This is a genomic window from Amycolatopsis sp. (assembly GCF_025464955.1).
Taxonomy (GTDB): Bacteria; Actinomycetota; Actinomycetes; order Mycobacteriales; family Pseudonocardiaceae; genus Amycolatopsis.
The window spans coordinates 19,998-41,174 of sequence record NZ_JAODNM010000095.1; the positions used below are offsets into that span (position 1 = coordinate 19,998).

The window sequence follows — 21,177 nt, forward strand, 5'->3', positions numbered from 1 at the left end:
CGTGAGTGTTCCGGCCGCTTCCAACCTGCTTCTAACCGGCCGGAACACTCACGAGTCCGTCGACCTCCGCGCGCAAGGCGTCCAGCACGGTCGCCACAGCAGGGCGTGAGGAGGCGCCGTGGCGCATGGCGATCTCGACGAGCCGTGCGGCGCGGAGTCCAGCGAGCGGGCGGCGCACCAGACCGCTACCCGGCGATGTGTCCATTGTGTACCGTGGAAGTAGCGCGATTCCATGTCCTGCGGCGACAAGCGCCTCGGTGACGCTGAAGTCGTTGATCCGCTGAACGACAACCGGCCGGACCCCGGTGCGGATGGTCAGCGAGTGCAGCACGTCGTCCACCGGGAACCCGGAGGCGACGCCGATCCATTTCTCGCCCGCGAGTTCGGCGAGCTCGACACGCTCCTTACCCGCCAGGCGATGACCGACAGGGAGCGCGACATCGAGTGGCTCGCGCAACAGCGGCCGGATCTCCAGTCGCTCGGAATCGAACGGCGCCGCGTGCTCGTCGCGATGGGTGACGACGATGTCGTAGTCCGCGACCAGGCCCGGGACCTGCGGCGGGGTCATATCGACATCGCGGGCGTCGATCTCCAGCCCGTCGATCCCGGCCACGCGGCTCAGCAGACCGGGCAACACCATCAACGCGGCCGACTGGAAGATCGCCAGGCGTACGCGACCCTTCGGCGCACTGCGGTAAGTGTCCAATTCGGACTCCGCACGGGCCAGCGCCGCCAGCACCTCGTCGGCCCTGGCCACCAGAGCCCGGCCCGCATCGGTCAGCCGTAACCCGCGCCCGGCCGGCTCTATCAGCGGCAGCCCGACTTCGGTCTGCAAGGCGCGGAGCTGCTGCGACACCGCAGACGGCGTGCAGTGCAACGCTCGCGCCGCAGCCGTCACGCTCCCCCTGTCCGCGAACTCGCGCAGGGTACGCAGTCGGTTGATGTCCATGAAGCAACGCTACAAGGTAGCTGCAGATATTCTGGCTAGTCCTTCAAGGTCGCACCCGTCAGAGTGAGAGCTATGACCCCCCGTGACCGTCTGCTCGCCATGCTCGTCGCCGTGGTGTGGGGCTGTAACTTCCTCGCCATCCACGCCACGCTCGGTCACTTTCCGCCGCTGTTCGCCGCCGCCCTGCGGTTCGCGGTGATCGCGGTGCCGACGATTCTTTTCGTTCCGTGGCCGAAGGTGAAGGTCCGCTACCTGATCGGTTACGGGCTGGGGTTCGGCACCGGGCAGTTCGCGTTCCTGTTCATCGCGATGGACACCGGCATGCCGACCGGCCTCGCGTCGCTGGTGCTTCAGGCGTCGGCGCCGTTCACCGTCCTGCTGGGCTCAGTGTTCCTGCGAGAGCGCGTGAGCGGACGGCAGCTGGCCGGGATCTCGCTAGCCGTCATCGGCATGGCGGCGATCGCGTGGCAACAGGCGGGCGAGGCCGCGCTGCTGCCGGTCATCCTCACGCTGTTGGGCGCGCTGAGCTGGGCTTTCGGCAATCTCAGCTCGCGGCAGGCGGCGCCGGAGAACCCGCTGCACTTCACGCTGTGGATGTCGGTCGTGCCGCCGCTGCCGATGTTCGTCATCTCGCTGATCGCCGAAGGACCGGCCGCGCAGTGGAAGTCGCTGACGACGTTGAACACACCAGGCGGGTGGACGGCGTTGATCGGGCTGACCTACGTCGTACTGATCGGCACGATCGTCGGCTCCGGGATCTGGACGACGTTGATGCGCCGCAACCCGGCGGGCGTCGTGGCGCCGTTCTCGCTGCTGGTACCCGTGGTCGGGATGTCGGCGTCGTACTTCTTCCTGCACGAGCGGCCGAGCGCCGCCGAGATCGGCGCCGGGGTGCTCGTCATCGCCGGGGTGCTGCTGGGCTCTCTCAAACGCAAGCCGCCCGCCCCCGCGCTCCCGGCCCCCGAGGACCCGCGACTCGCCGCCGATCTGCGCGTCTAGGCCGGGCGCTCTTGTCCAAAAGTGCTCGCCCTGGACCGCAAGTCGACGTCGAGTTGCGGTACTTAGCGTCCGCAACGATCGCAAAGTAGTGCGACTAGTGGACGTCGCTGGCGGGGGTGGTGTCGGCGTCGGCGGTGTCGGGGGTGTCCTCGTCGTCGTCGCTGCCCATCATGCGCTTCTTGACGACCGAACCGATGATCAAACCGGCCACGACGGCGACACCAAGCCCGACGTAGGAGAACCGCGAAAGCCACGTCTCCGCGACGACACCCAGGTAGTACACGGCGGCCGTGGTGCCGCCGGCCCAGGCGATGCCGCCGAGCGCGTTGGCGAGGAGGAACCGCGGGTAGTGCATGTGCAGCGAGCCCGCGAGCGGACCGCAGAGGATGCGCAGGAACGCCACGAACCGGCCGAAGAACACGGCCCAAACACCGTTCTTCTGGAACGTCTGCTCGGCCTTGGCGATATGTTTGGGGCCGAAATGCTTCGGGAACTTGCGCCCGGCCCAGGTGAACAGGCTCTTCCCCCACCGGCGGCCGATCAGGTAGCCGATGCTGTCGCCGACGATCGCACCCGCGCTGCCGCAGACCGCGATCCACTCCCATGCCAGGTTGTGGTTCTTCGATGCGAGCAGCGCCGCCGCGACCAGCACGATCTCACCGGGGAGCGGGATGCCGAGGCTCTCCACCATGATCACGAGACCGACGATCAGGTACACGGACAGTGGCGGGATAAGCGCCAGCCAATCGTCGATGAAGTGCACTTTTGCCCCTAGGTACGTTTTGCGCTGTTTACTGCGTTTTGGCGACTGATACCCAGGGTACCGACAGGTTGCCGTTACTTCAGCCGATCCCCGCCAACGCGACACTCACCGGGACGTCGCCGCCGAGTACGTCGAAGCCGCGGTTCTCGGTGAGCTGCTCGGTGAGCGCGCCGACCAGCACCGCGGCGACGTCCTGCCGCGAAACCCGCCCCGGCTCCAGGTGGTTGCCCACTTTCACGCGCCCGGTGCCGACGTCGTCGGTCAGCGTGCCGGGCCGGACAAGCGTCCAGGTGAGGCTCGAACGCTGCAGGATCGCGTCCGACGCCTGCTTCGCGAGCAGGATCGAGCGAACCAGGCGGTCGCCCTGATCAGGTGAATCAGCGAACTGAGCGGACAGCTGCAGGTAACGCGCGACACCGGCCTTCTCGGCGGCGCGGATCGCGGAAATCGCGCCGTCGCGGTCGACGAGGTTCACCGCGGACGGGTCCGGGTCCGACGCTCCCGCTGTGTTGATGACCACGTCGGAGCCGGCGAGCGCCTCGACCAGATCGTCGGCGTCGGCGGTGATGTCCGCGACGACCGGCACCGCGCCGAGCGCCGCGACCTGCTCACCCCGCCCCTGGCTGCGCAACCCGGCGCGCACGTCATGCCCCTGCCGCCGTAGCAACCGCACGACGTGGAACCCAGTACGACCCGAAGCGCCGAGCACTGTGACCAACATGCCCCGATCCTGCCAGTTCTACCGCCCCGAAGCCGCCCAAACCGCACTTTTGCGCTTTTGCGGGGTCTCTTGCGCGCGAGACATACGCGGGGCACCTCAGGGTGGCCCCGAGGGAACGTCAGAGAACCTCGGTGACCGAAGCTGGGGAAATGGGGACGGAGTCGAAGGACAAGGTGGGGTCGACGAGGACGGGGGTGACGGCGTGGCGCGGGATCTTGCCGTCGCGGATGTCCTCCGCGAAGTGGCACGCGACGCGGTGTGCTTCCCCGACCTCCCTCAGCACCGGACGCTCGGTGTCGCAGCGGCTCTCCTGCTTCCACGGACACCGAGTGTGGAACCGGCAGCCGCTCGGCGGGTTCGCCGGTGACGGCAGGTCGCCGGACAGCAGGATCTGCTCGCGCGAGTCCTCCACCAGCGGGTCCGGCACTGGAATCGCCGAAAGCAGCGCGCGTGTGTACGGGTGCAGCGGCTCGGCGTACAGCTCGTCCGCACCCGCCTCCTCGACGATCGACCCGAGGTACATCACGCCGATACGGTCGGAGATGTGCCGCACCACCGCGAGGTCGTGCGCGATCACCAGGTACGTCAGCCCGAGTTCGTCCTGCAGTTCTTCGAGCAGGTTGACGACCTGCGCCTGCACCGAGACGTCCAAGGCGGACACCGGTTCGTCGGCGACGATCAGGTCAGGCTCGACGGCGAGTGCCCGCGCGATGCCGATGCGCTGACGCTGTCCGCCGGAGAACTCGTGCGGGTACTTCCGCAGCGAACTTTCCGGCAGGCCGACCGCGGCGAGTAGTTCGCGCAGCCGCGCGCGGGTGCTTTCCTTGCCCTTGTCCAGTCCGTGCGCCCGCATGCCCTCGACGAGAATCGATTCGACGGACTGCCGCGGGTCCAAACTTGACAGTGGGTCCTGGAAGATCATCTGCATCCGGCTGCGGCTCTTGCGCAGCGCCTCGCCCTTGAGGCTCGACACGTCCGTGCCGTCGAAGTCCACCTTGCCGCCGGTCGGCTCGACGAGCCGCAGGATCGCGCGGCCGAGGGTGGTCTTCCCGCAGCCGGACTCGCCGACCAGGCCGTACGTCTCGCCGCGACGGATTTTCAGGTCCACGCCGTCGACCGCGTAGACGTACCCGATCGTCCGGTCGATGACCACACCGCGCTTGATCGGGAAATGCACTTTCAGGTCGTCGACGGTCAGCAATACGTCGTCAGTCACCGGGTTCCCTCCAGAACTGGCACGACCGGGTTGTGGCAGCGCAGATTGTCCACCAGCAATGGAGCCGTCTCACGACACGCATCGATCGCGTTAGGACAGCGCGGCGCGAACGCACAACCACCGTCCCACGGGATGTTGTCCGCGACCGATCCTCTGATGGGAACGAGCTTCTCACCACGTGCGGCGTCGAGACGCGGGATCGACGCGAGTAGTCCGTGCGTGTAAGGGTGCCGTGGTTCGGCAAACAGCGTGTGCCGATCCGCCCGTTCGACGATCCGGCCTCCATAAAGGACGTTGACCTCGTCGCAGAGGCCCGCGACGACACCGAGATCGTGCGTGATCATGATCAACGCCGTCCCGGTGTCCTTCACCAGTTCACGCAGCAGCGCCAGGATCTGCGCTTGAATGGTGACGTCGAGTGCGGTGGTCGGCTCGTCCGCGATCAGCAGCCGCGGTTTGCAGGCCAGCGCGATGGCGATCAACGCGCGCTGCCGCATGCCGCCGGACAGCTGGTGCGGATACTCCGTCAGGCGTCGTTTCGGATCCGGAATGCCGACCTTCGCCAGCAGTTCCTCCGCTTCGACCTTGGCCTGCTTGCGTGACATACCCCGATGACGCTCGAGGACCTCGGTGATCTGCAGCCCGATCGGGATCACCGGGTTCAGCGAGGACTGCGGATCCTGGAAGACCATCGCGATATCGCGACCGCGACGGTTCGCCATTTCCTTGTCCGACAGCGAAAGCAAGTCGGAACCCTCGAACGACACCGAACCGGAAACGGTGTTGCCGCGCTTGGCCAGCAAGCGCATGATCGCCAACGACGTCACGGACTTGCCGCAGCCCGACTCGCCGACCAGGCCGACCGTCTGCCCGGGATCGACGTCGAAGCTCACACCGTCCACCGCGGTGAACGGACTTGCACCCTTGCGTCCGAAGACGACCTTCAGGTCGCGTACTTCGAGCAGTGCCATGATCTCACCGCCTGTTCTTGGGATCGAGGGCTTCACGCATGGACTCGCCGAGCAGCGTGAAACCGAGCGCGATGACAACGATCGCGAGCGCCGGATAAAAACCGAGCTCCGGCCGGATGTCGAAGTACCGCTGGGCATTGCCGAGCATCAGACCCCACTCCGCGCGGTCGAGGTCCGGATCTCCGAGGCCGAGGAACGACAGCGCCGCGGCGTCCAAAATGGACGTCGCGAGCGTGAGCGTCGCCTGCACGATCACCGGCGCGAGCGAGTTGGGCAGCATGTGCCGGAACACGATCGCGCGCCGCCGCACACCCAACGCCTTCGCCGCGAGCACGTGTTCGCTGTGCCGCTGGGAAAGCATCGCTCCGCGCAGCAGCCTGGCGAACACCGGCACGTTGACGATGGCGACCGCGATGATCACCGTGGTCTGGCTGGGTTTCGACGCGATAGCGGCGATCGAGATCGCCAGCAGCAGCCCGGGGATCGACAGCATGATGTCGGTGAACCGCATCAGCAGCGAGTCCACCCAGCCGCCCAGCGCCCCGGCGAGCCCGCCGATGACCATGCCCAGCACGAGCCCGATCAGTGTGGCCATGACCCCGACGGTCAACGTCTGCTGCGAACCGATCAGCAGCCTGCTGAAGAAGTCGCGGCCGTTCTCGTCACTGCCAAGGAGATAGCCGGGCTGCGCACCGGGAATGATGCCCGAGCCGAGTTTCAGCTTGGCAAGCAACACCGGGTCGCGCAGATAGGGGTCCTTCGGGGTGAGCAGCGGCGCAAACGCGGCGAGCACCAGGAACACGGCCACGATGACCGCGCCGGCGATGGCCACCGGACTTCGCGACATCTGCCGCAGCGCACCGGCCAGCATGCTCGTGCCGCCGGCGGACTCCTCGGCGAGCCGGTCGATCCGGGCGCGCCGGAACTTCGACAAGGTGCTCATCGGACACGCACCCTCGGGTCGATGAGGCCGTACGAGATGTCGACCAGCACGTTCACCACGACGAACACGACCGCGGCGAGCAGGACCAGCGCCTGAAGCCGTGGATAGTCACGTCTCTCGATGCCTTCTGCCATCAGGGATCCGATCCCGCCCCAGTTGAACACTTTCTCGGTCAGCACCGCGCCGGCGAGCAGCAGCCCGGTCTGCAGACCGATCGTGGTCGACACCGGGAGCAGCGCGTTGCGCAGGACATGCCGGCCGCGGACCGTGCGCGCGGCGAGCCCCTTGGCGTTGGCCGTCCGCACGAAATCCTCGTTGAGCACGTCGAGAACAGACGCCCTGGTGATCCGGACGATCACCGCCAGCGGGATCGTGCCCAGCGCGATGGCAGGCAGGATCAGATGCTGGATGGCGTCGGCGGAAGCGTCGTATTCGCCGGTCAGCAGCCCGTCGAGCACGGCGAACCCGGTGACGTGCGTGGCGTCGATGTCGATCGACGCGCGCCCCGACGGCGGCAGGATGTGCAGGAAGGGGCCCGACGCGAACAGGAACTTGAACAGGATCCCGAGGAAGAACACCGGAATCGCGACCCCGACGAGAGTGCCGATGAGCGTGCTGGTGTCGAAGAACCGGCCGCGGTACTTCGCGGACAGGTAGCCGAGCGGAATGCCCGCGACGATCGCGAAGAACAACGCGCTCACGGTCAGTTCGACGGTCGCGGGGAAAGCGCGGCCGATTTCGGCGAGCACGGTGTCACCGCTGGCGAGTGAGTTCCCGAAATCCCCGGACAGGATTCGGCCGAGGAAGTCGAGGTACTGCGCCCAGATGGGCTGGTCGAGCCCGAGGACGTGGTTGAGGTCCGCGAGTTTCTGCGGGGTCGCCTTGTCGCCCAGCAGGGCCCCGGCGGGACCGCCGGGCAGTGAGCGCAGCCACGCGAAGACCAAAATGGACAGTACGAGCAGCGTCGGTATCGCTTGTAGCAGCCGACGCGTGATGAATCGGAGCAATGGATTTCCCTTTGCGTTAGCCCCAGGTGGCGGGCAAGGGGCGGGCGTCGTCGACGCCCACCCCTTGTCGGCTAATTAGTGCCGCGTGAGGTTATCCCTTGCTGACGGTGTTGAAGTGTTCGTTGTTGAGCGGGCTCGGCGTCATGCCGGTGACGTTCGCGGCGGTGACGAAGGCGGGCGGCGAGCTCAGGATCGGCACGGCCGGCAGGTACTTCGACATGAGGTCACGGTTGGCCTGCTGGTAGGCCGCGGCGTGGGCGGCCGGGTCTACCGTCGAGTCCGCTTTGGACAGTTCGTCGAACAGGGCCTGGTTGGTGAAGCCGAACTCCGCCTTCTCCCGGCCGAAGAACGTGCCGAGGAAGTTGCCGGCGTCGGCGTAGTCCGCGTTCCAGCCGATGATGTGGATGTCCTGCTTGCCGAACTTCTGGATGTCGTCCTTGTAGCCGCCGTTCCAGGGCTCGGGGACGAGCTGGATCGTGATGCCGACGGCCTTGAGGTCGTCCGACAGCGCCGACGCGATCTCCTGCGGGTTCGGCATGTACGGCCGGGTGACCTCGGTCGGGTAGTAGAACTTCAGCGTCAGGTTGGACGCGCCGGCGGCGGCCAGCAGTTCCTTCGCCTTGGCGACGTCGTGCGGGTATTCCTGCACGTCCGGGGCATATCCGGCGAGCGTCTCCGGCTGGAACTCCTTGGCGACCTTGGCGCCTTCCGGCATCTTGGTCTGGACCAGCTGTTCCCGGTTCAGCGCATACGCCAGTGCCTGACGGACCCGCAGGTCCTTCAGCGCCGGGTTGCCCTTCTGGTTGATGCCCAGATAGAGCAGGTTGAACGCGGGACGCGGGGTGACGGTGAACCCGTCGGTCTTGAGCCCGGCATAGTCCTGCGGCGAAACGAGGTCGTAGCCGTCGATCGTCTTGGCCTTGAGCTCCTGCTTGCGCGCGTTCTCGTCGGTGATCACCTTGAAGACGATCTTGTCGAGCTTCGCCTTGTCACCCCAGTAATCCTCGTTGCGGACCAGGGTGATCGTCTGCGCGTTCTTGTCGTAAGACTCGAACTTGAACGCCCCGGTGCCGGTGGGGTGCAAGAGCGCGTAATCGCTGTAGGAGAAAGATTCGCCGGACTGCGTGACCTTGTCGGCGTCGTACTTCTTCAGCGCATCCGGGCTGGAAATACTGAACGAACCGAGCCCGAAGGCGGCCGGGAACGCGCCCTTGTAGGCATTGAGGTTGAGGACCGCGGTGTTGTCGTCCTTGGCTTCACAGGACTTGTAGAGCGGCTTCCCGCTGGCGTCGCCTTCGTTCTTCGCGAAACCCTCGAAGATATCGCCGTAGTAGATCATCTGGCTCTGGGCAGGCGCGCCCTTCATGTTGTACCAGCGGTCGAAGTTGAAGCAGACGGCCGCGGCGTTGAACGCGGTGCCGTCGTGGAACTTCACGTTCTTGCGCAGGTCGAACGTCCAGGTCTTACCGTCCGGGCTGGCTGTCCACTTCTCGGCGAGGCCGGGAGTCAGCTCCGTGGTGCCCTCTTTGAACGCGATGAGCGTGTCGAACACCTGCCGCGTGATGCGGTCCGTTTCGCCCTCGTCATTGAAAATGGGGTCGAACAGCTTCGGCGCGCCGGCCGCGCCGAACACGAGGGTGCCACCGGTCTTCCCCGCCCCGCCCTCGTCACGCTTGGACTCGGCACAGGCGGACAGTGAAAGCACGAGTGCGCCGGCTAGCCCGATCAGGGCTATCCGGCGTGTTCGTGCCAACCGCGTTTGCAGCATCTGGCACCCCTTGGGAGATGTTCGGCTTACCCGGCACAGGACAGTCGGGACGAACCGGACTTATGTGACCGCCGACAGTAACCGGAACTCATCCATCAGATAAGTCTGTAAGATCACGATCGTGAAACTTTGGCCGGTTTTGTCCGCTAAGCCGTAATTGTCATCACCCCAGAGTGATCACCTGAATGCCCTGAGCACCGTATGATCCGCGTGAAGCCGGGTGTTGTCAACGGTGAACCAACCGCGTTCGAAGGCCTGCCACTCGCTGAGCGAACCTCTGTCGGCCTCGCCATCACGGGCGACAGCGCGCTCCAGCAACTCCGCGGGCGAAAGTCCGTCGACCCACCACAACCTGGACAGCGCCGGCCGCATCGACGCCCGACCGGTCGAAACACCTTCCAGTACCAGGATTTCCGGCACCGCGACGTCGACCCACGGCCCGAGCCGGGGAACTCGATCGGCCCAGACCATCTTCCGGTATCGCCCTGGCCGACCAAGACTTAGCGGCTCGAGCACCCCGGAGACCAGGCACGGCCACCACGACACCGGGTCCGCCCAGGTCGCGAAGTCATCCGACGCGACCAGTTCGACGCTGGCTCCGGCGGCGCGCAACGCGCTGACGACCTCAGCCGCGAGTGTCGACTTGCCGACCCCGGAGGGGCCGTCGATGGCCAGCACGCGGACCCCGCCCAGCTTCGCCGCCGACGCCCGCAGCGCGTCGAGTTCCGCGTCCATAACCGCCTGCCGTCCGAACGACGTGAAGGCCGCCAACTGTAGGGGCTTAGTGGTAGGCGCGGGCGAAGCGGATGCCGGGAAGTCGCCTGACGTTGTCCGGCACGGCAGTGGCAGCTTCCAGCGCGATAAGCCTGGCCTCGAGTTCGCGTCGGCTGTCCTCGAGCTCGCAGCGAAGTAGCGCGCTCTCCTCGACGGCCGTGCGCATCTCCTCCTCGAGGCGTCCGACCTCAGTGGACAGATGCAGCGCGACCAGCGCCAGCACCACTCCGGCCATGAAGAACACCAGGTTCGACGGCGTCTCGACGCCGGTCAGCCGAGCCATGAACTGCGCGGCGGCCGGGACGACCGCGAGCACGACCACGCCGATGCCGACGACCAGCCAGAGACCCGCGTACTTCTCCCGCAGTTTCCGGCGGCGCATCATTTCGATGACGACGAACAGCACCAGACACGCGATGACGATACTGAGAATGCGCCAACCGGCCATAAGAGTTCCCTTTTAGGCGGAATCGGAGGAGTCGATCGCCGGACGGCGGCGGACCAAAGCCAGCAGCAGCGCCAACCCGGCGCGGCTGAGATACACCGCCGATTTGATCGGGGAATGGCTCGGCGTGCCCGCCGTCCGTTCCCGCATGAGCACCGGGACTTCTTTGATCCGCAGTCCGGCGCGGATCGCCATGACGAGTGATTCGACGGTGTCGCCGAGATATTCGGCGGGGTAGTACCCGGCGAACAGCTTGATCGCGCGCGGCCCCATCGCCTTGGCCCCGGACGTCACGTCGGTGAGCTTGGTCTTCGCCAGCCGCGAGAACACCAATGACAGCACGACCATCGCGTACTTGCGCGGGCCGCGGGCCTGGTACGCGCCCTTGCCCGCGAACCGGGAGCCGATCACGATGTCCGCGTCTTCGAGCGCGTCGAGCAACGCGGCGACCTCGTCGGGATCGTGCTGACCGTCGGCGTCGACCTGGACGACGACGGTGTACCCGCGGGCGACGGCATAGCGGAAACCGGTGCGCATCGCGCCGCCGACACCGAGGTTGACCGCGAGCCGCGCGACCTGCGCGCCGGCCTGCCGCGCCTGGGCGGCCGTGTCGTCGGAGGACCCGTCGTCGACGACGAGCACGTCCATCCCCGGCAGCGATTGCTTCACGTGCGTGATCACCGCGGCGACGCTGGCCTGCTCGTTGAGCGCAGGCATCACCACCAGCACACGATCGGTCGCTACGGCCACGCCGCGACGCTACGCGCGGACCTGCTTACTCGAATGGGTGACCACACCCCATTACCGCACGTTACGGGGCTGCGGGGCGCACGACGTCCGGCTGACCGTCGATGGCGTAGATCGTCGCGTCCGGGTTCCGGTAGACCACGCGGAACACCGGATTCGCGTCCAGGTTCGCCAATCCGGCCGCGGCCGACGGCTTGCCCGCGATCAAGCCCTTGCCCACCAAGACGTAGCGGACCTTGAGGTCACCGAGCATTTTGCGCACGCTCGGGTCCTGATCGATGTTGTTGAGGCGCAAGGTGAGCAAGTTGGCTTCGGTGCCCCGGTCGGCGCCGTAGAAGTTCCACTCGACGGGCATGACGCCGTCGAGCGCATACATCCACTCGGAGCCGTCGGTGAAGTCGTTCATCACGTGCTCGCTGGGAAGGGTGTGCTCCGCCAACCACTCGAACGCGGCTTCCTTCTGTCTACTGACAGTGGGCCCATCGGTGTAGCTGGTCGCGAACCGCGCGGCGTTGCGGCCGATGTAACCGCCCTTGCTCAGCGCGGCCAAGACCAGTCCAAGCACAAGCGCGCAGGCCAGCGTCGCTGTCGCGGGCCTCCAGTTCGGTCGCCACGCGGCGATCCTGCCCGACGCCGTGTTGACGAACTCGCCGAACGCGACCGCGCCGGCGAGCGGGATGAGCGCGCCGATCCGGTACTGGTCGTTGTAGAAGATGCTGCCAAGGGTGTGCACCAGCGGCGTATCGATGGACACCGCCGCGGCGAACAGGCCGCCGAAGACCACGTACGCGCCGACCAGCCACAGCATCCGCCGGTGCTTGACCAGCAGGAATACCCCGACAATCGCCGGGACACCGATCCACCACAGCGGCACGGCGGCCATCGGCGAGAACGTGATGGTTTCGCCGACCGCCCCGGACACGGTCGCCGACGTCGGCCAGGACGCCGACGTCACGCCCGCGGCGTTGTACAGCGACGGCAGGATCAGGAGCACCGCGAGCACGCCACTGCCCACCGCGGTGGCGACGAGCGAGGGCCATGACCGGCGCCAGTTGATCGGCTCGAACCGAAACACGACTGCGAGCAGGATCAGCAGGAAATAGCCCACCACAACGAAGACCACACTGCTGTGCAGGCCGGTCAGCCCGGCGACGCCGACCGAGATCGCCACCGGACCCGCTATGCCACGCGGTTCCAGCAGACGCCGTGCCAGCGCGAGCACCGCTGGGATCAGCGCGACGCCGGCCGCGTACGGCCACAGCGGCCCGCGCCAGAGCAGGTCGTAAGGGAACGCCGTGAACCAGGTGCACACCGCGGCGGCGGCCGCGGTCGCGATCGGAGGCAGCCGCCAGGCCACACCGAGCGCCGCGATGCCGACGGGGACGCAGAGGATCACCGTCAACGCCGCGAGGTTGAGCAGTTGCGGCATCGCCAGCCCGGCCTTGTCGAGGATCAAGGCGAGCAGCGCGTGGTAGGTGTCGGGATAGAAGTAGTGGGTCTCGTTCGGCAGGTTCGCGATGGTGCCGACCGTCGACGGCCGCGCGTCGCCGTGCTCGGCGATCCAGCGGACGAGGTTGCCGTGGAACGGCGCGTCCGAACTCTGGTGGACGTTGTCGATGCTCTTGGCGCCGCGCAGGAACGTCACCGCGCCGACGGCGAGCCCGATGAGCACACCGCCGCCGATGACCAGGTGATCGCGCAGGGGCAGCTTCGGCTCGTCCGGCTTGCCGCTCTGGTCGCTCTTGTCGCTCCGGCGGAGGAAGAGCCACGACCCGGCGAATCCCAGCGCGGACAGCACCAGCGTCCACAACACGACGTCGAGCAGGTTCCAGCGAATACCGAGCGCGCCTAGCACGGGGATGCCAAGCGCAACCAGGCCGAAGGTCAGGACGGGCGCGCTCGCGGCCAGGGTCCAGCCCCGCAATCGGATCGCCGCGCCGAACACCAGGCCCGGCAGCCAGAACGCGAGCACCACGACCACAACGTTCATCGGGACCTTTCAAGCACGAAGGCGAGCACGACAACGAGACCGGCTACGGGGGCGGCGGCCAACGCGATCACGGCGCGCGACACCGTGTCGCCGGGGAAGAACAGAAGGATCGCCGACGCCGTCACGGTCACGACCGCCCAGGTCACGAGCACGCGGTTCGCCTGTGTGCGCGCGACGAGCACCGCGGTCAGCAACTGCATCGGCACGAGGAGCACCGAGGACCACACCAGACCCGCGACGGCCCAGCCCGCGACTTGGTACTTCGACCCGTTGAGCAGGGCGACCGCCCAGGGCCCGACCAGGTCGCCCACCAGCGCGCCGGCCGCCGCCACGACGAGCGCCCCAGCCGTGCCGAGCACGAGTACGCGACGCAGTTTGTGCTTACCCGCGTCAGTGGCCGACAGCCTGACCACGAACGGCACGGCAAGGGACTGGACCGGGCCGATCAGCGTCAGGGGGATCCGCGCGACGACCAGGGCGGCGAACAACCCGCCGGTCTTGGCCTTGTCGCCGCCCGGGGCGAGCAGGCCGACGAGCGCCGGGTAGCCGGTGATGACGCTGGCCGTCAGGGCGGCGCCGAGCAGCAGCACCAGCATCCGGCGGGTGATGACCGGCCAGGACTCGCCGTCGAGGTGGACGTCGACAAGTCGACGAGCGGGGCGCAGGAACAGCAGCCAGGCGAACGAACCGGCGGCGACGGCGATCGACAGCGTCCAGAGCCCGGAAACCGCCGTCACCACGACCAGGCCCAGCAGCAGCGCGCGGACGGCGGGTTCGGCGACCACGAGCCCGGCGAACGGCCTGACCTGGTGCTGTCCGATCAGCAGACCGCGCACGCCGAACTGGCAGGCGAACGCGACCCCGCCGGCGAGCACGATCAGCGCGAGCGCCCAATGTCCGCTGAACAGCCGGTTGTTGATCGGCGGCAGCAGGATCACGACAGAAAAGGCCACGACCGCCGCGATGCCGACGCCGATCGCGCGCAACGCGGGCTTTCCCGCGCGGCCGCCGGTGAGGGCCGCGACCGCGGACTGGCGCGAGAGTTCCTGTTCGAGCGGGGAAAGCGTGCTGCCGAGGCCCATGACCAGGCCCCAGAAGGTGATGAACACGGCGTAGTCGGCGGGCTGCAGCAGCCGCGCGCACGCGACCGTGAGGACGTACCCCAAGCCCATCGACACCAGCAGCGACAGCCCCAACTTCCCAGCCGTGCCGTTTTGCGGCTTCGTGGCGGTGGTCATGGGTGCGGCTCACGTTCCCTCGGGGCCATCCTGATGGCGGCCGCCGCGTTGGCGTTCAACGCCACAAGGGTGGCCCCGAGGGGTCCTCGACGGGAGCGCGCGCGGAGAGCCAGGAAAAGGCCGCGGAGGAGGCCTGCGGCGAAGCCGGTGGCGAAGAGTGGCAGCAAGGTGGTCACCGCGCGGGCTTCCGCCGTCGTCCCGCCGCATCGCTTGACCACGGCACCGGCCGCAACGGCTCCCGCGACACCGGCCGCAACGGTCGTTTTCGGGCGCTTCGCGGCGAATCCGAGTCCGGCCACACCGACTGCCAGCGCACCGAACATGGCGTTGCGCGCGGGGCCCGGGGAGGCGAGGTACGAGTCGACGTACGTCGTGCCGCGGAAAAACGACTGGGCGGCGAACTTCTTGAGCGAGTCACGCCCGTGGTAGGTCGCGGAAAACTCCGGGGAGAGGTTGATCCGCCGCCGCTCGGCGATCCAGCGCAGCATCCGGGTGTCGTCGCTGGAGAGACGCGTGTCCTCGAACAGCGACGAGAACGCCGCGACGGAAGCCTCGAGGAGCTCTTTCGGCGCGCAGAACAACGTCGTGCCCTTGGGGTAGCTGTCGAAATCGTCGATCCCGAACGAAGTCAACCGCGGGTCCGAGAAATAGCGACGCCAGCCGATCTTGACCAGCCCGGCCATGAAGCCCGCATACGGATTGTGTTCCGAAGCAACCGCGATATGCCCGTTCCAGACCATACGATCGGGTGATTCTTTTAATTGCTCTTGCAGAAAACTCAACGACCCGATATCGACGATGACCCGGCTGTCCAGCAGCAGGACCCACTCACCGGACGCCTTCGCGAGACCGGCGGCCCGGGCGGCGAACCGGCCGGCATTAGCCTGGCTGAGCACCGCAATGTCGTAGCGTTTTCCCAGCGTAGCAAGCTTTTCCGGGGTCGCGTCGGTACTGCCGTCATCGACGACGACGAGCTCGATCGGCCAGTCCGCCGCCCGCGCCGAAGCACTCAGCGCGTCGACACAGCGGTCAATCCAGTTCTGCTCGTTGCAGACCGGAATGACCACACTGAGCCTCGGCGAATTCGCACTCACCCGGGCGAGGCTATCCTGCGTCTCCGGTCACGATGTGCCCAGCATCGGATCCCTGAGCAGAAAAGGCGTCCGGTGATCACTTTCATTCTTGGCACCACGGCGGAATTGATCAAAATCGCGCCGGTCCATCACGCGATCACCGAACGCGGCACGACCCCGGAGATCTGGTTCACCGCGCAGCACGTCGACGAGGTCGCCGACGTCCTGGCCGACCTGCACCTGCCCGAACCCGCGGTCTGGCTGGTGCCGAAGGACCGCGCGCACAACCTCGAGACCCCAGCCCAAGTGCCCGCGTGGGCCGCGGCAGTCGCGCGTACGGCCTGGACCAGGCGCGCCGAGCTGCGGGAAACGCTCGCGGCGGACGGCCGCCCGCCGCTGGTGATGGTGCACGGCGACACGTTCACCACGCCCTATGGCGCGTTGATCGGCAAGTACGTGCTGAAGGCCCGCGTCGCGCACATCGAGGCCGGCGCGCGATCCGGCAGCATCCGGAGCCCGTTCCCCGAAGAGCTCAACCGCAAGATCACCGGCAAGCTCGTCGACATCCACTTCGCGCCGACGTCCCGCGAGGTCGGGAACCTGCGCCGGGCCCGCGGCGTCGTCGTCGACACCGAGGCGAACACGGCGATCGACTCTATGCGCCAAGCCGTCGACGAACCCGTGCTCGACGGGCTCCCGGAGAAGTTCGGCCTGGCCACGTTGCACCGGTTCGAACTGCTGTCGCGAGCAGACAAGTACCGCGAGGCTCTCGAGATCCTGCGTGAGCAGAGCAGGAAGCTGCCGGTGCTGTACATGGCCGGCGCGCCCGAACGCGAGAAGATCGAACGGCTCGGGCTGGGCAACCTGTTCGACGAGAACTTCCAGCTCCGACCGAAGCTGCGGTACCTGAAGTTTCTGCCGCTGATCGCGCGGGCCGAGTACGTCGTCACCGACTCCGGCGGGCTGCAGGAGGAATGCGGCTACCTCGGCGTGCCGTGCGCGATCCACCGGCACCGCACCGAACGGCACGTGGGCATCGGCCAGAACGTGCTGCTGACCGAGATGAGCGCGGACAAGCTGCGGGAGTTCCTCGACAGCTACCAGAACCGCCGCACCGCGTCGCTGATGGGCAAGTACCACCCCAGCGAGGTCATCGTGGACACCCTCGCGCAGCTGGGCTACTGCTGACTCGTGAGCGTTCCGGCCGCCTCTAGCTCGCCGGAACACTCACGAGTCCTACATGGCGCGGCGGCCGGAGAGGGCGCGGCCGAGGGTGAGTTCGTCGGCGAATTCGAGGTCGCCACCCATCGGCAGGCCCGACGCGAGGCGCGTGACGGACAGGCCGGGGAAGTCGCGCAGCATGCGGACCAGGTACGTCGCGGTCGCTTCGCCCTCGGTGTTCGGGTCGGTAGCGACGATCACCTCGGTGACCTCGGCGCCGCCGATCCTGGCGAGGAGCTCCCGCATCCGCAGCTGCTCCGGGCCGATGCCCGAAAGCGGGTCCAGCGCGCCGCCGAGCACGTGGTAGCGGCCCTTGAACTCGCGGGTGCGCTCCACCGCGACCACGTCCTTGGGCTCCTCGACCACGCAGATGACCGTGAGGTCGCGGCGGGTGTCACGGCAGATGCGGCAGGTGGTCTGCTCGGAGACGTTGCCGCAGATCTCGCAGAACTGCACGCCTTCCTTGACCTTGCCGAGCACGTCCTGCAACCGCCCGATATCGGCGGGATCGGCTGCCAGCAAATGAAAAGCGATCCGCTGCGCGCTCTTCGGACCGACGCCGGGCAGCCGCCCGAGCTCGTCGATCAGGTCCTGGACTACACCTTCGTACAAGTCAGGCGCCCGGAAGTCCGAGGCCGCCGAGGCCGCCCAGCCCGCCGAGATCCGGCATGCCGCCGCCGAGGCCGCCGGCCAGCGGGCCCAGCTTCTGCTCGGTGAGCTTCTGCGCGTTGGCCGAGGCGTCACGCACGGCGGCGACGACCAGGTCGGCGAGGGTTTCGGTGTCCTCGGGGTCGACGACCTTCGGGTCGATGACGAGGTTCGTGAGCTCCATCGCGCCGGTCACCGTCGCGGTGACGAGCCCGCCGCCGGAGGTGCCCGTCACCTCGGTGTTCGCGAGTTCGTCCTGCGCGGACGCCAGCTGCTGTTGCATCTGCTGAGCCTGCTGCAGGATCGCCTGCATGTCGAAGCCACCACCGGGTTGCACCATGATCGAGAAGATCCTTCCTGCGGAGAACGCACGTGTCTTCCAGACTAGCCGTCCTCGGTGTGGCACCGTGGTCGCCGTGCGTAGGCGAGCGGTTCTTCCGGTAGTGGCCACCTTCATCCTGCTCGCGGGCTGTCAGCCGGACGGTCAGGTGGCACCCGCCGCGACCACTCCGGTGACTCCAGTGGCTCCGGTAACAACGTCGTCACCGACGGGCACACCGAGTCCGCCCCCGCCGCCCAGCACGTCGTCCTCTTCAGCCAAGCCGCCGTCGTCCGGGATAGTCGTGGTGCTCGACCCGGGGCACAACGGCGCGAACGCCAAAAACCCTGCCGAGATCAACAGACTCGTCCCGGCCGGGCGCGGCCAGACGAAAGCCTGCAACACGACGGGCACCTCGACCAACGCCGGTTACCCCGAGCACGCCTTCACTTTCGACGTCGCGAAGCGCGTCGGCGCCGAACTGGAAGCCAACGGCATCAAGGTCGTCTACACCCGCGACAATGACTCCGGTGTCGGCCCGTGCGTCGACAAGCGCGCGGAGATCGGGAACGCGGCGAACGCGACGGCGGTGGTTTCCATCCACGGCGACGGGTCGAATTCGGCTGGGGCACACGGTTTCCACGTCGAAACCTCGTCACCGCCGCTGAACGCCGAGCAGGGCGCGCCGACGACGAAACTAGCGACCGTGCTCCGCGACGGGATCCGCGCGAAGGGCTTCACCACGGCCAACTACATCGGGCAGAACGGCTTGTTCCCGCGGCCGGACCTCGGCGGGCTCAACCTGTCCACCAGGCCGGCCGCGCTCATCGAGTGCGGCAACATGCGGGACGCCGCCGACGCCGCCACGATGTCGAGCGCTGACGGCCGCCAGCGCTACGCCGACGCCATCGCCGCCGCGATCGAAACCTACGTCGGGGCCTAGGCCGTGTCCCGCAGATCCATGGTCGCGGTGTCCGCGCCCAGGCGGCCGCTTGCCGCGTTGTCGCGATGCCCGGGTACAGCACCGGTACGAGGGCACCGCTCCGCCTTGCCAGCGACCACCTGGATCACGAATCCCATCGACCGAGATCCACGGGACACGGCCTAATCCAGCAGGCGGGCGCCGAGGTGTTCGGACAGGAGTTTGTGCGCGCGGGCGTCCGGGTCGTGCTCGGGGTCCGGCGGAGGCGGTGGCGGAGCGGGGCTGGAGTCGGGCGAGTAGACGTCGTCATCGTCTTCGTCGGACGGCTCGGGGGGCAGCGGGATATCCGGCTCGGTCTGGACCGGGGTAGGCCGCTGCGGAGGCGGCGTCGGACGCTCGGGCTGCTTGACGGGGGCAGGCGGAGCGGCCGGGGGCGGCGGGGCAGCGGCGGCAGGCTGAGGTGACGCGGAGGGTCGCGTGTACGACCGCTCCGCGGCTGTGGCCTGGGCCGGCCGGGCTTGGGCGGGCGCATTGGCGGGCCTGGCCGGCGCGTTGGACGGGGTGCCGTGCACGCACCGGACCTGCCAAGTCCCGCCGAGGACATCCGACAGCGCGGCCGCGATCTTTTCCGCGTTGTGCTGCTCGGAGAGCCTTCTGGCCAGCGGTTCGGCGCTGTGCGTCAACGTGACCGCGTTGCCCTCGACGCTGTACACCGTCGCCTGCGTGAGCATGGCCTCGGTGCTGCGGCCGCTGGGCATCTTGCGGATGGACCCGAGAATCTGCGGCCAGAGCTGCCTCATCTTGGCTGCGTCCACTCCGCCGCTGCTTTCGGCGTCCGCGGCAGGCTGCTCGACCGGAGCGGGAGCAGGCGGCGTGACGGGCTGGGCTGCGACCGGCTGGGCTGCGACAGGCCGGGCCGCGGCGGGTGGGGCGACTGGCGGAGGGGGCGCGACCACCGGCGCCGCAACGGGTTGCGCGGCCTGAGCGGCTGCGGGCTGCGCTGCCGGAGCAGCGGCGGGCTGCTGCGACGGCCGCTGGTAGGGCGCCTCGGCGACCGGAGCGGCCGGCTGCCCACCGGCCGCGACGGCAGGTCCGCCCGAAACCGCCCGGCGCTCAAGACGTTCGAGCCGCTGCAGCAAGGCCGCCTCATCCTCGGACACCGAGGGCAGCAACATCCTGGCGCACAGCAGTTCCAGCACCAGCCGGGGCGCGGTGGCCCCGCGCATCTCCAGAAGTCCGTTGTGGACGATCTCGGCGTAACGCGACAACGTCGCGAGCCCGACCCGCTCGGCCTGCGCGACCATCCGGCCCAGCTCGTCCTCCGGGGCCGACACCAGACCGCGCTCGGCGGCGTCCGGCACCGAGCGGAGCATGACCAAGTCGCGGAGCCTGTCCAGCAGGTCGGTAGCGAAGCGGCGCGGGTCGTGGCCGGCTTCGGTCAGCTTCTCGACCGTGCCGAACACCGCCGAGGAATCGTCGGCGGACAGCCCGTCGACCATGTCGTCGATCAGTGCGACGTCGGTGACCCCGAGCAGCGACACCGCGCGGCTGTAGCTGATGCCATCGGGCCCGGCGCCAGCCAGCAGCTGGTCGAGCACGGACTGCGTGTCCCGGGCGGACCCGCCACCTGCGCGGATGACCAGCGGATACACCGCCGGCTCGACGGTGACTCCCTCGGCGGCGATATTGCTCTCCAGCAACCCTCGCATCGCGCCCGGTGGGATCAGCCGGAACGGGTAGTGGTGCGTCCGCGAGCGGATGGTCGGGAGGACCTTCTCCGGCTCGGTGGTCGCGAAGATGAAGATGACGTGCTCAGGCGGCTCTTCGACGATCTTCAGCAGGGCATTGAAGCCCTGCGTGGTGACCATGTGCGCCTCGTCGATGATGAACACGCGATACCGCGCGTCGGCGGGGGCGTAAAACGCGCGGTCGCGCAGCTCGCGGGCATCGTCGACGCCACCGTGGCTGGCCGCGTCGAGCTCGGTGACGTCGACGCTGCCGGAACCCTCCGGCGCGAGCGCCTTGCACGAGGTGCACTCGCCGCACGGATCGGGTGTGGGGCCCTGCTTGCAGTTCAGCGAGCGGGCCATGATCCGGGCGCTCGACGTCTTCCCGCAGCCTCGCGGCCCGGAGAAGAGGTACGCGTGGTTGATCCGGCCCGACGCCAGCGCGGTGCGCAACGGCTCGGTGACATGCTCCTGGCCGACGACCTCGGCAAAGGTCGCCGGGCGGTACTTCCGATACAGCGCGAGAGCCACGCCGCGAGACTACCGGCAACCACCGACAGGTCTCGAGTTGCGGGCCCCCGGACATGAAAGCGGACCCCGCGCACCCGTCAGAGCCTGCTTATCCTTGCTGCCTTCCGGCCCTGGGGAGGTTCACAGGGTGGACGCCGCGCGGGGTCCATGGACGAGTGTAGCGGGCGGCTCGCGTGGGGCGCCGCGGTGGGGCAGGTGCGCAAAA

The 21,177-nt window shown here is 67.9% G+C and carries 21 protein-coding genes and 1 other RNA gene; 3 read left to right on the forward strand and 19 right to left on the reverse strand.

Annotation, left to right across the window (positions count from 1 at the left end; translation table 11 throughout):
• Positions 1 to 31 precede the first annotated feature (31 nt).
• Positions 32 to 949 carry a LysR family transcriptional regulator gene (locus JWQ81_RS22350; RefSeq protein ID WP_297544437.1) on the reverse strand — a complete coding sequence of 306 codons (918 nt, stop codon included), beginning with the start codon at positions 947 to 949 and terminating at the stop codon, positions 32 to 34.
• A 72-nt stretch (positions 950 to 1,021) separates the two neighbouring features.
• Here JWQ81_RS22350 and JWQ81_RS22355 point away from each other — a divergent pair, with 72 nt between their 5' ends.
• Positions 1,022 to 1,948: an EamA family transporter gene (locus tag JWQ81_RS22355; RefSeq protein WP_297544438.1), complete on the forward strand. Its 927-nt coding sequence runs from the start codon at positions 1,022 to 1,024 to the stop codon at positions 1,946 to 1,948.
• Positions 1,949 to 2,042: 94 nt separating this feature from the next.
• Here the strand turns inward: JWQ81_RS22355 and JWQ81_RS22360 are convergent, their stop codons facing one another.
• The 13 genes from JWQ81_RS22360 to JWQ81_RS22420 form a co-directional block, all read right to left on the reverse strand.
• Entirely contained in the window at positions 2,043 to 2,711 is a 669-nt protein-coding gene (locus tag JWQ81_RS22360; RefSeq protein WP_297544439.1) for a DedA family protein, read from the reverse strand.
• A 79-nt stretch (positions 2,712 to 2,790) separates the two neighbouring features.
• A complete protein-coding gene (locus JWQ81_RS22365) occupies positions 2,791 to 3,432 on the reverse strand; it encodes an SDR family oxidoreductase (RefSeq protein WP_297544440.1) in 642 nt (213 codons plus the stop codon).
• Between the two features lie 118 nt (positions 3,433 to 3,550).
• Positions 3,551 to 4,648, reverse strand: a complete 1,098-nt coding sequence (locus JWQ81_RS22370; protein ID WP_297544441.1) for an oligopeptide/dipeptide ABC transporter ATP-binding protein — start codon at positions 4,646 to 4,648, stop codon at positions 3,551 to 3,553.
• Positions 4,645 to 5,619, reverse strand: coding sequence for an ABC transporter ATP-binding protein (locus tag JWQ81_RS22375; protein WP_297544442.1), 975 nt, complete (start codon positions 5,617 to 5,619; stop codon positions 4,645 to 4,647). The genes JWQ81_RS22370 and JWQ81_RS22375 overlap by 4 nt, the downstream gene beginning before the upstream one ends.
• Before the next feature lie 4 nt (positions 5,620 to 5,623).
• Positions 5,624 to 6,562 (reverse strand): ABC transporter permease, encoded by a 939-nt coding sequence (locus JWQ81_RS22380; protein ID WP_297544443.1) that lies wholly within the window; start codon positions 6,560 to 6,562, stop codon positions 5,624 to 5,626.
• A complete protein-coding gene (locus JWQ81_RS22385) occupies positions 6,559 to 7,569 on the reverse strand; it encodes an ABC transporter permease (protein WP_297544444.1) in 1,011 nt (336 codons plus the stop codon). The genes JWQ81_RS22380 and JWQ81_RS22385 overlap by 4 nt, the downstream gene beginning before the upstream one ends.
• 91 nt (positions 7,570 to 7,660) lie before the next feature.
• Positions 7,661 to 9,337: an ABC transporter substrate-binding protein gene (locus JWQ81_RS22390; RefSeq protein ID WP_297544445.1), complete on the reverse strand. Its 1,677-nt coding sequence runs from the start codon at positions 9,335 to 9,337 to the stop codon at positions 7,661 to 7,663.
• A gap of 177 nt (positions 9,338 to 9,514) precedes the next feature.
• The gene (locus JWQ81_RS22395; RefSeq protein ID WP_297544446.1) at positions 9,515 to 10,072 is read right to left on the reverse strand and encodes a uridine kinase; all 558 of its coding nucleotides are present in this window, start codon (positions 10,070 to 10,072) and stop codon (positions 9,515 to 9,517) included.
• 46 nt (positions 10,073 to 10,118) lie between these two features.
• Entirely contained in the window at positions 10,119 to 10,559 is a 441-nt protein-coding gene (locus JWQ81_RS22400; protein WP_297544447.1) for a DUF2304 domain-containing protein, read from the reverse strand.
• Between the two features lie 12 nt (positions 10,560 to 10,571).
• A complete protein-coding gene (locus JWQ81_RS22405; protein WP_297544448.1) occupies positions 10,572 to 11,306 on the reverse strand; it encodes a glycosyltransferase family 2 protein in 735 nt (244 codons plus the stop codon).
• 61 nt (positions 11,307 to 11,367) lie between these two features.
• Positions 11,368 to 13,293 (reverse strand): DUF6541 family protein, encoded by a 1,926-nt coding sequence (locus tag JWQ81_RS22410; protein WP_297544449.1) that lies wholly within the window; start codon positions 13,291 to 13,293, stop codon positions 11,368 to 11,370.
• A complete protein-coding gene (locus tag JWQ81_RS22415; RefSeq protein WP_297544450.1) occupies positions 13,290 to 14,531 on the reverse strand; it encodes a hypothetical protein in 1,242 nt (413 codons plus the stop codon). The genes JWQ81_RS22410 and JWQ81_RS22415 overlap by 4 nt, the downstream gene beginning before the upstream one ends.
• Positions 14,528 to 15,625, reverse strand: coding sequence for a glycosyltransferase family A protein (locus JWQ81_RS22420; RefSeq protein WP_297544451.1), 1,098 nt, complete (start codon positions 15,623 to 15,625; stop codon positions 14,528 to 14,530). The genes JWQ81_RS22415 and JWQ81_RS22420 overlap by 4 nt, the downstream gene beginning before the upstream one ends.
• A 72-nt stretch (positions 15,626 to 15,697) precedes the next feature.
• On the opposite strand from JWQ81_RS22420, the gene JWQ81_RS22425 reads away from it, so the two are divergent.
• Complete coding sequence (locus JWQ81_RS22425) at positions 15,698 to 16,792, forward strand: UDP-N-acetylglucosamine 2-epimerase (protein ID WP_297544452.1); 1,095 nt, start codon at positions 15,698 to 15,700, stop codon at positions 16,790 to 16,792.
• A gap of 48 nt (positions 16,793 to 16,840) precedes the next feature.
• On the opposite strand, the gene recR is transcribed toward JWQ81_RS22425, so the two are convergent.
• Together recR and JWQ81_RS22435 are read right to left on the reverse strand one after the other, a co-directional pair.
• Entirely contained in the window at positions 16,841 to 17,437 is a 597-nt protein-coding gene (gene recR / locus JWQ81_RS22430; RefSeq protein ID WP_297544453.1) for a recombination mediator RecR, read from the reverse strand.
• A gap of 1 nt (position 17,438) precedes the next feature.
• The gene (locus JWQ81_RS22435; protein WP_297544454.1) at positions 17,439 to 17,813 is read right to left on the reverse strand and encodes a YbaB/EbfC family nucleoid-associated protein; all 375 of its coding nucleotides are present in this window, start codon (positions 17,811 to 17,813) and stop codon (positions 17,439 to 17,441) included.
• A gap of 67 nt (positions 17,814 to 17,880) precedes the next feature.
• Between JWQ81_RS22435 and JWQ81_RS22440 the strand changes: the two genes are divergently transcribed.
• The gene (locus tag JWQ81_RS22440) at positions 17,881 to 18,735 is read left to right on the forward strand and encodes an N-acetylmuramoyl-L-alanine amidase (protein ID WP_297544455.1); all 855 of its coding nucleotides are present in this window, start codon (positions 17,881 to 17,883) and stop codon (positions 18,733 to 18,735) included.
• Here JWQ81_RS22440 and JWQ81_RS22445 read toward each other — a convergent pair.
• The 3 genes from JWQ81_RS22445 to ffs form a co-directional block, all read right to left on the reverse strand.
• Positions 18,732 to 18,872 (reverse strand): hypothetical protein, encoded by a 141-nt coding sequence (locus JWQ81_RS22445; protein WP_297544456.1) that lies wholly within the window; start codon positions 18,870 to 18,872, stop codon positions 18,732 to 18,734. The genes JWQ81_RS22440 and JWQ81_RS22445 overlap by 4 nt on opposite strands.
• A gap of 24 nt (positions 18,873 to 18,896) precedes the next feature.
• Complete coding sequence (locus tag JWQ81_RS22450; RefSeq protein ID WP_297544457.1) at positions 18,897 to 20,972, reverse strand: DNA polymerase III subunit gamma and tau; 2,076 nt, start codon at positions 20,970 to 20,972, stop codon at positions 18,897 to 18,899.
• A 54-nt stretch (positions 20,973 to 21,026) separates the two neighbouring features.
• Positions 21,027 to 21,123, reverse strand: an RNA gene (gene ffs / locus JWQ81_RS22455) — signal recognition particle sRNA small type.
• Positions 21,124 to 21,177 lie beyond the last annotated feature (54 nt).

Coding starts and splice junctions, on each gene's coding strand:
- JWQ81_RS22380 (WP_297544443.1), bottom strand. CDS start 6,562: ATGAGCACCTTGTCGAAGTTCCGGCGCGCCCGGATCGACCGGCTCGCC.
- JWQ81_RS22445 (WP_297544456.1), bottom strand. CDS start 18,872: ATGGGATTCGTGATCCAGGTGGTCGCTGGCAAGGCGGAGCGGTGCCCT.
- JWQ81_RS22435 (WP_297544454.1), bottom strand. CDS start 17,813: ATGGTGCAACCCGGTGGTGGCTTCGACATGCAGGCGATCCTGCAGCAG.
- JWQ81_RS22375 (WP_297544442.1), bottom strand. CDS start 5,619: ATGGCACTGCTCGAAGTACGCGACCTGAAGGTCGTCTTCGGACGCAAG.
- JWQ81_RS22365 (WP_297544440.1), bottom strand. CDS start 3,432: ATGTTGGTCACAGTGCTCGGCGCTTCGGGTCGTACTGGGTTCCACGTC.
- JWQ81_RS22355 (WP_297544438.1), top strand. CDS start 1,022: ATGACCCCCCGTGACCGTCTGCTCGCCATGCTCGTCGCCGTGGTGTGG.
- JWQ81_RS22410 (WP_297544449.1), bottom strand. CDS start 13,293: ATGAACGTTGTGGTCGTGGTGCTCGCGTTCTGGCTGCCGGGCCTGGTG.
- JWQ81_RS22400 (WP_297544447.1), bottom strand. CDS start 10,559: ATGGCCGGTTGGCGCATTCTCAGTATCGTCATCGCGTGTCTGGTGCTG.
- JWQ81_RS22350 (WP_297544437.1), bottom strand. CDS start 949: ATGGACATCAACCGACTGCGTACCCTGCGCGAGTTCGCGGACAGGGGG.
- JWQ81_RS22395 (WP_297544446.1), bottom strand. CDS start 10,072: ATGGACGCGGAACTCGACGCGCTGCGGGCGTCGGCGGCGAAGCTGGGC.
- JWQ81_RS22415 (WP_297544450.1), bottom strand. CDS start 14,531: ATGACCACCGCCACGAAGCCGCAAAACGGCACGGCTGGGAAGTTGGGG.
- JWQ81_RS22390 (WP_297544445.1), bottom strand. CDS start 9,337: ATGCTGCAAACGCGGTTGGCACGAACACGCCGGATAGCCCTGATCGGG.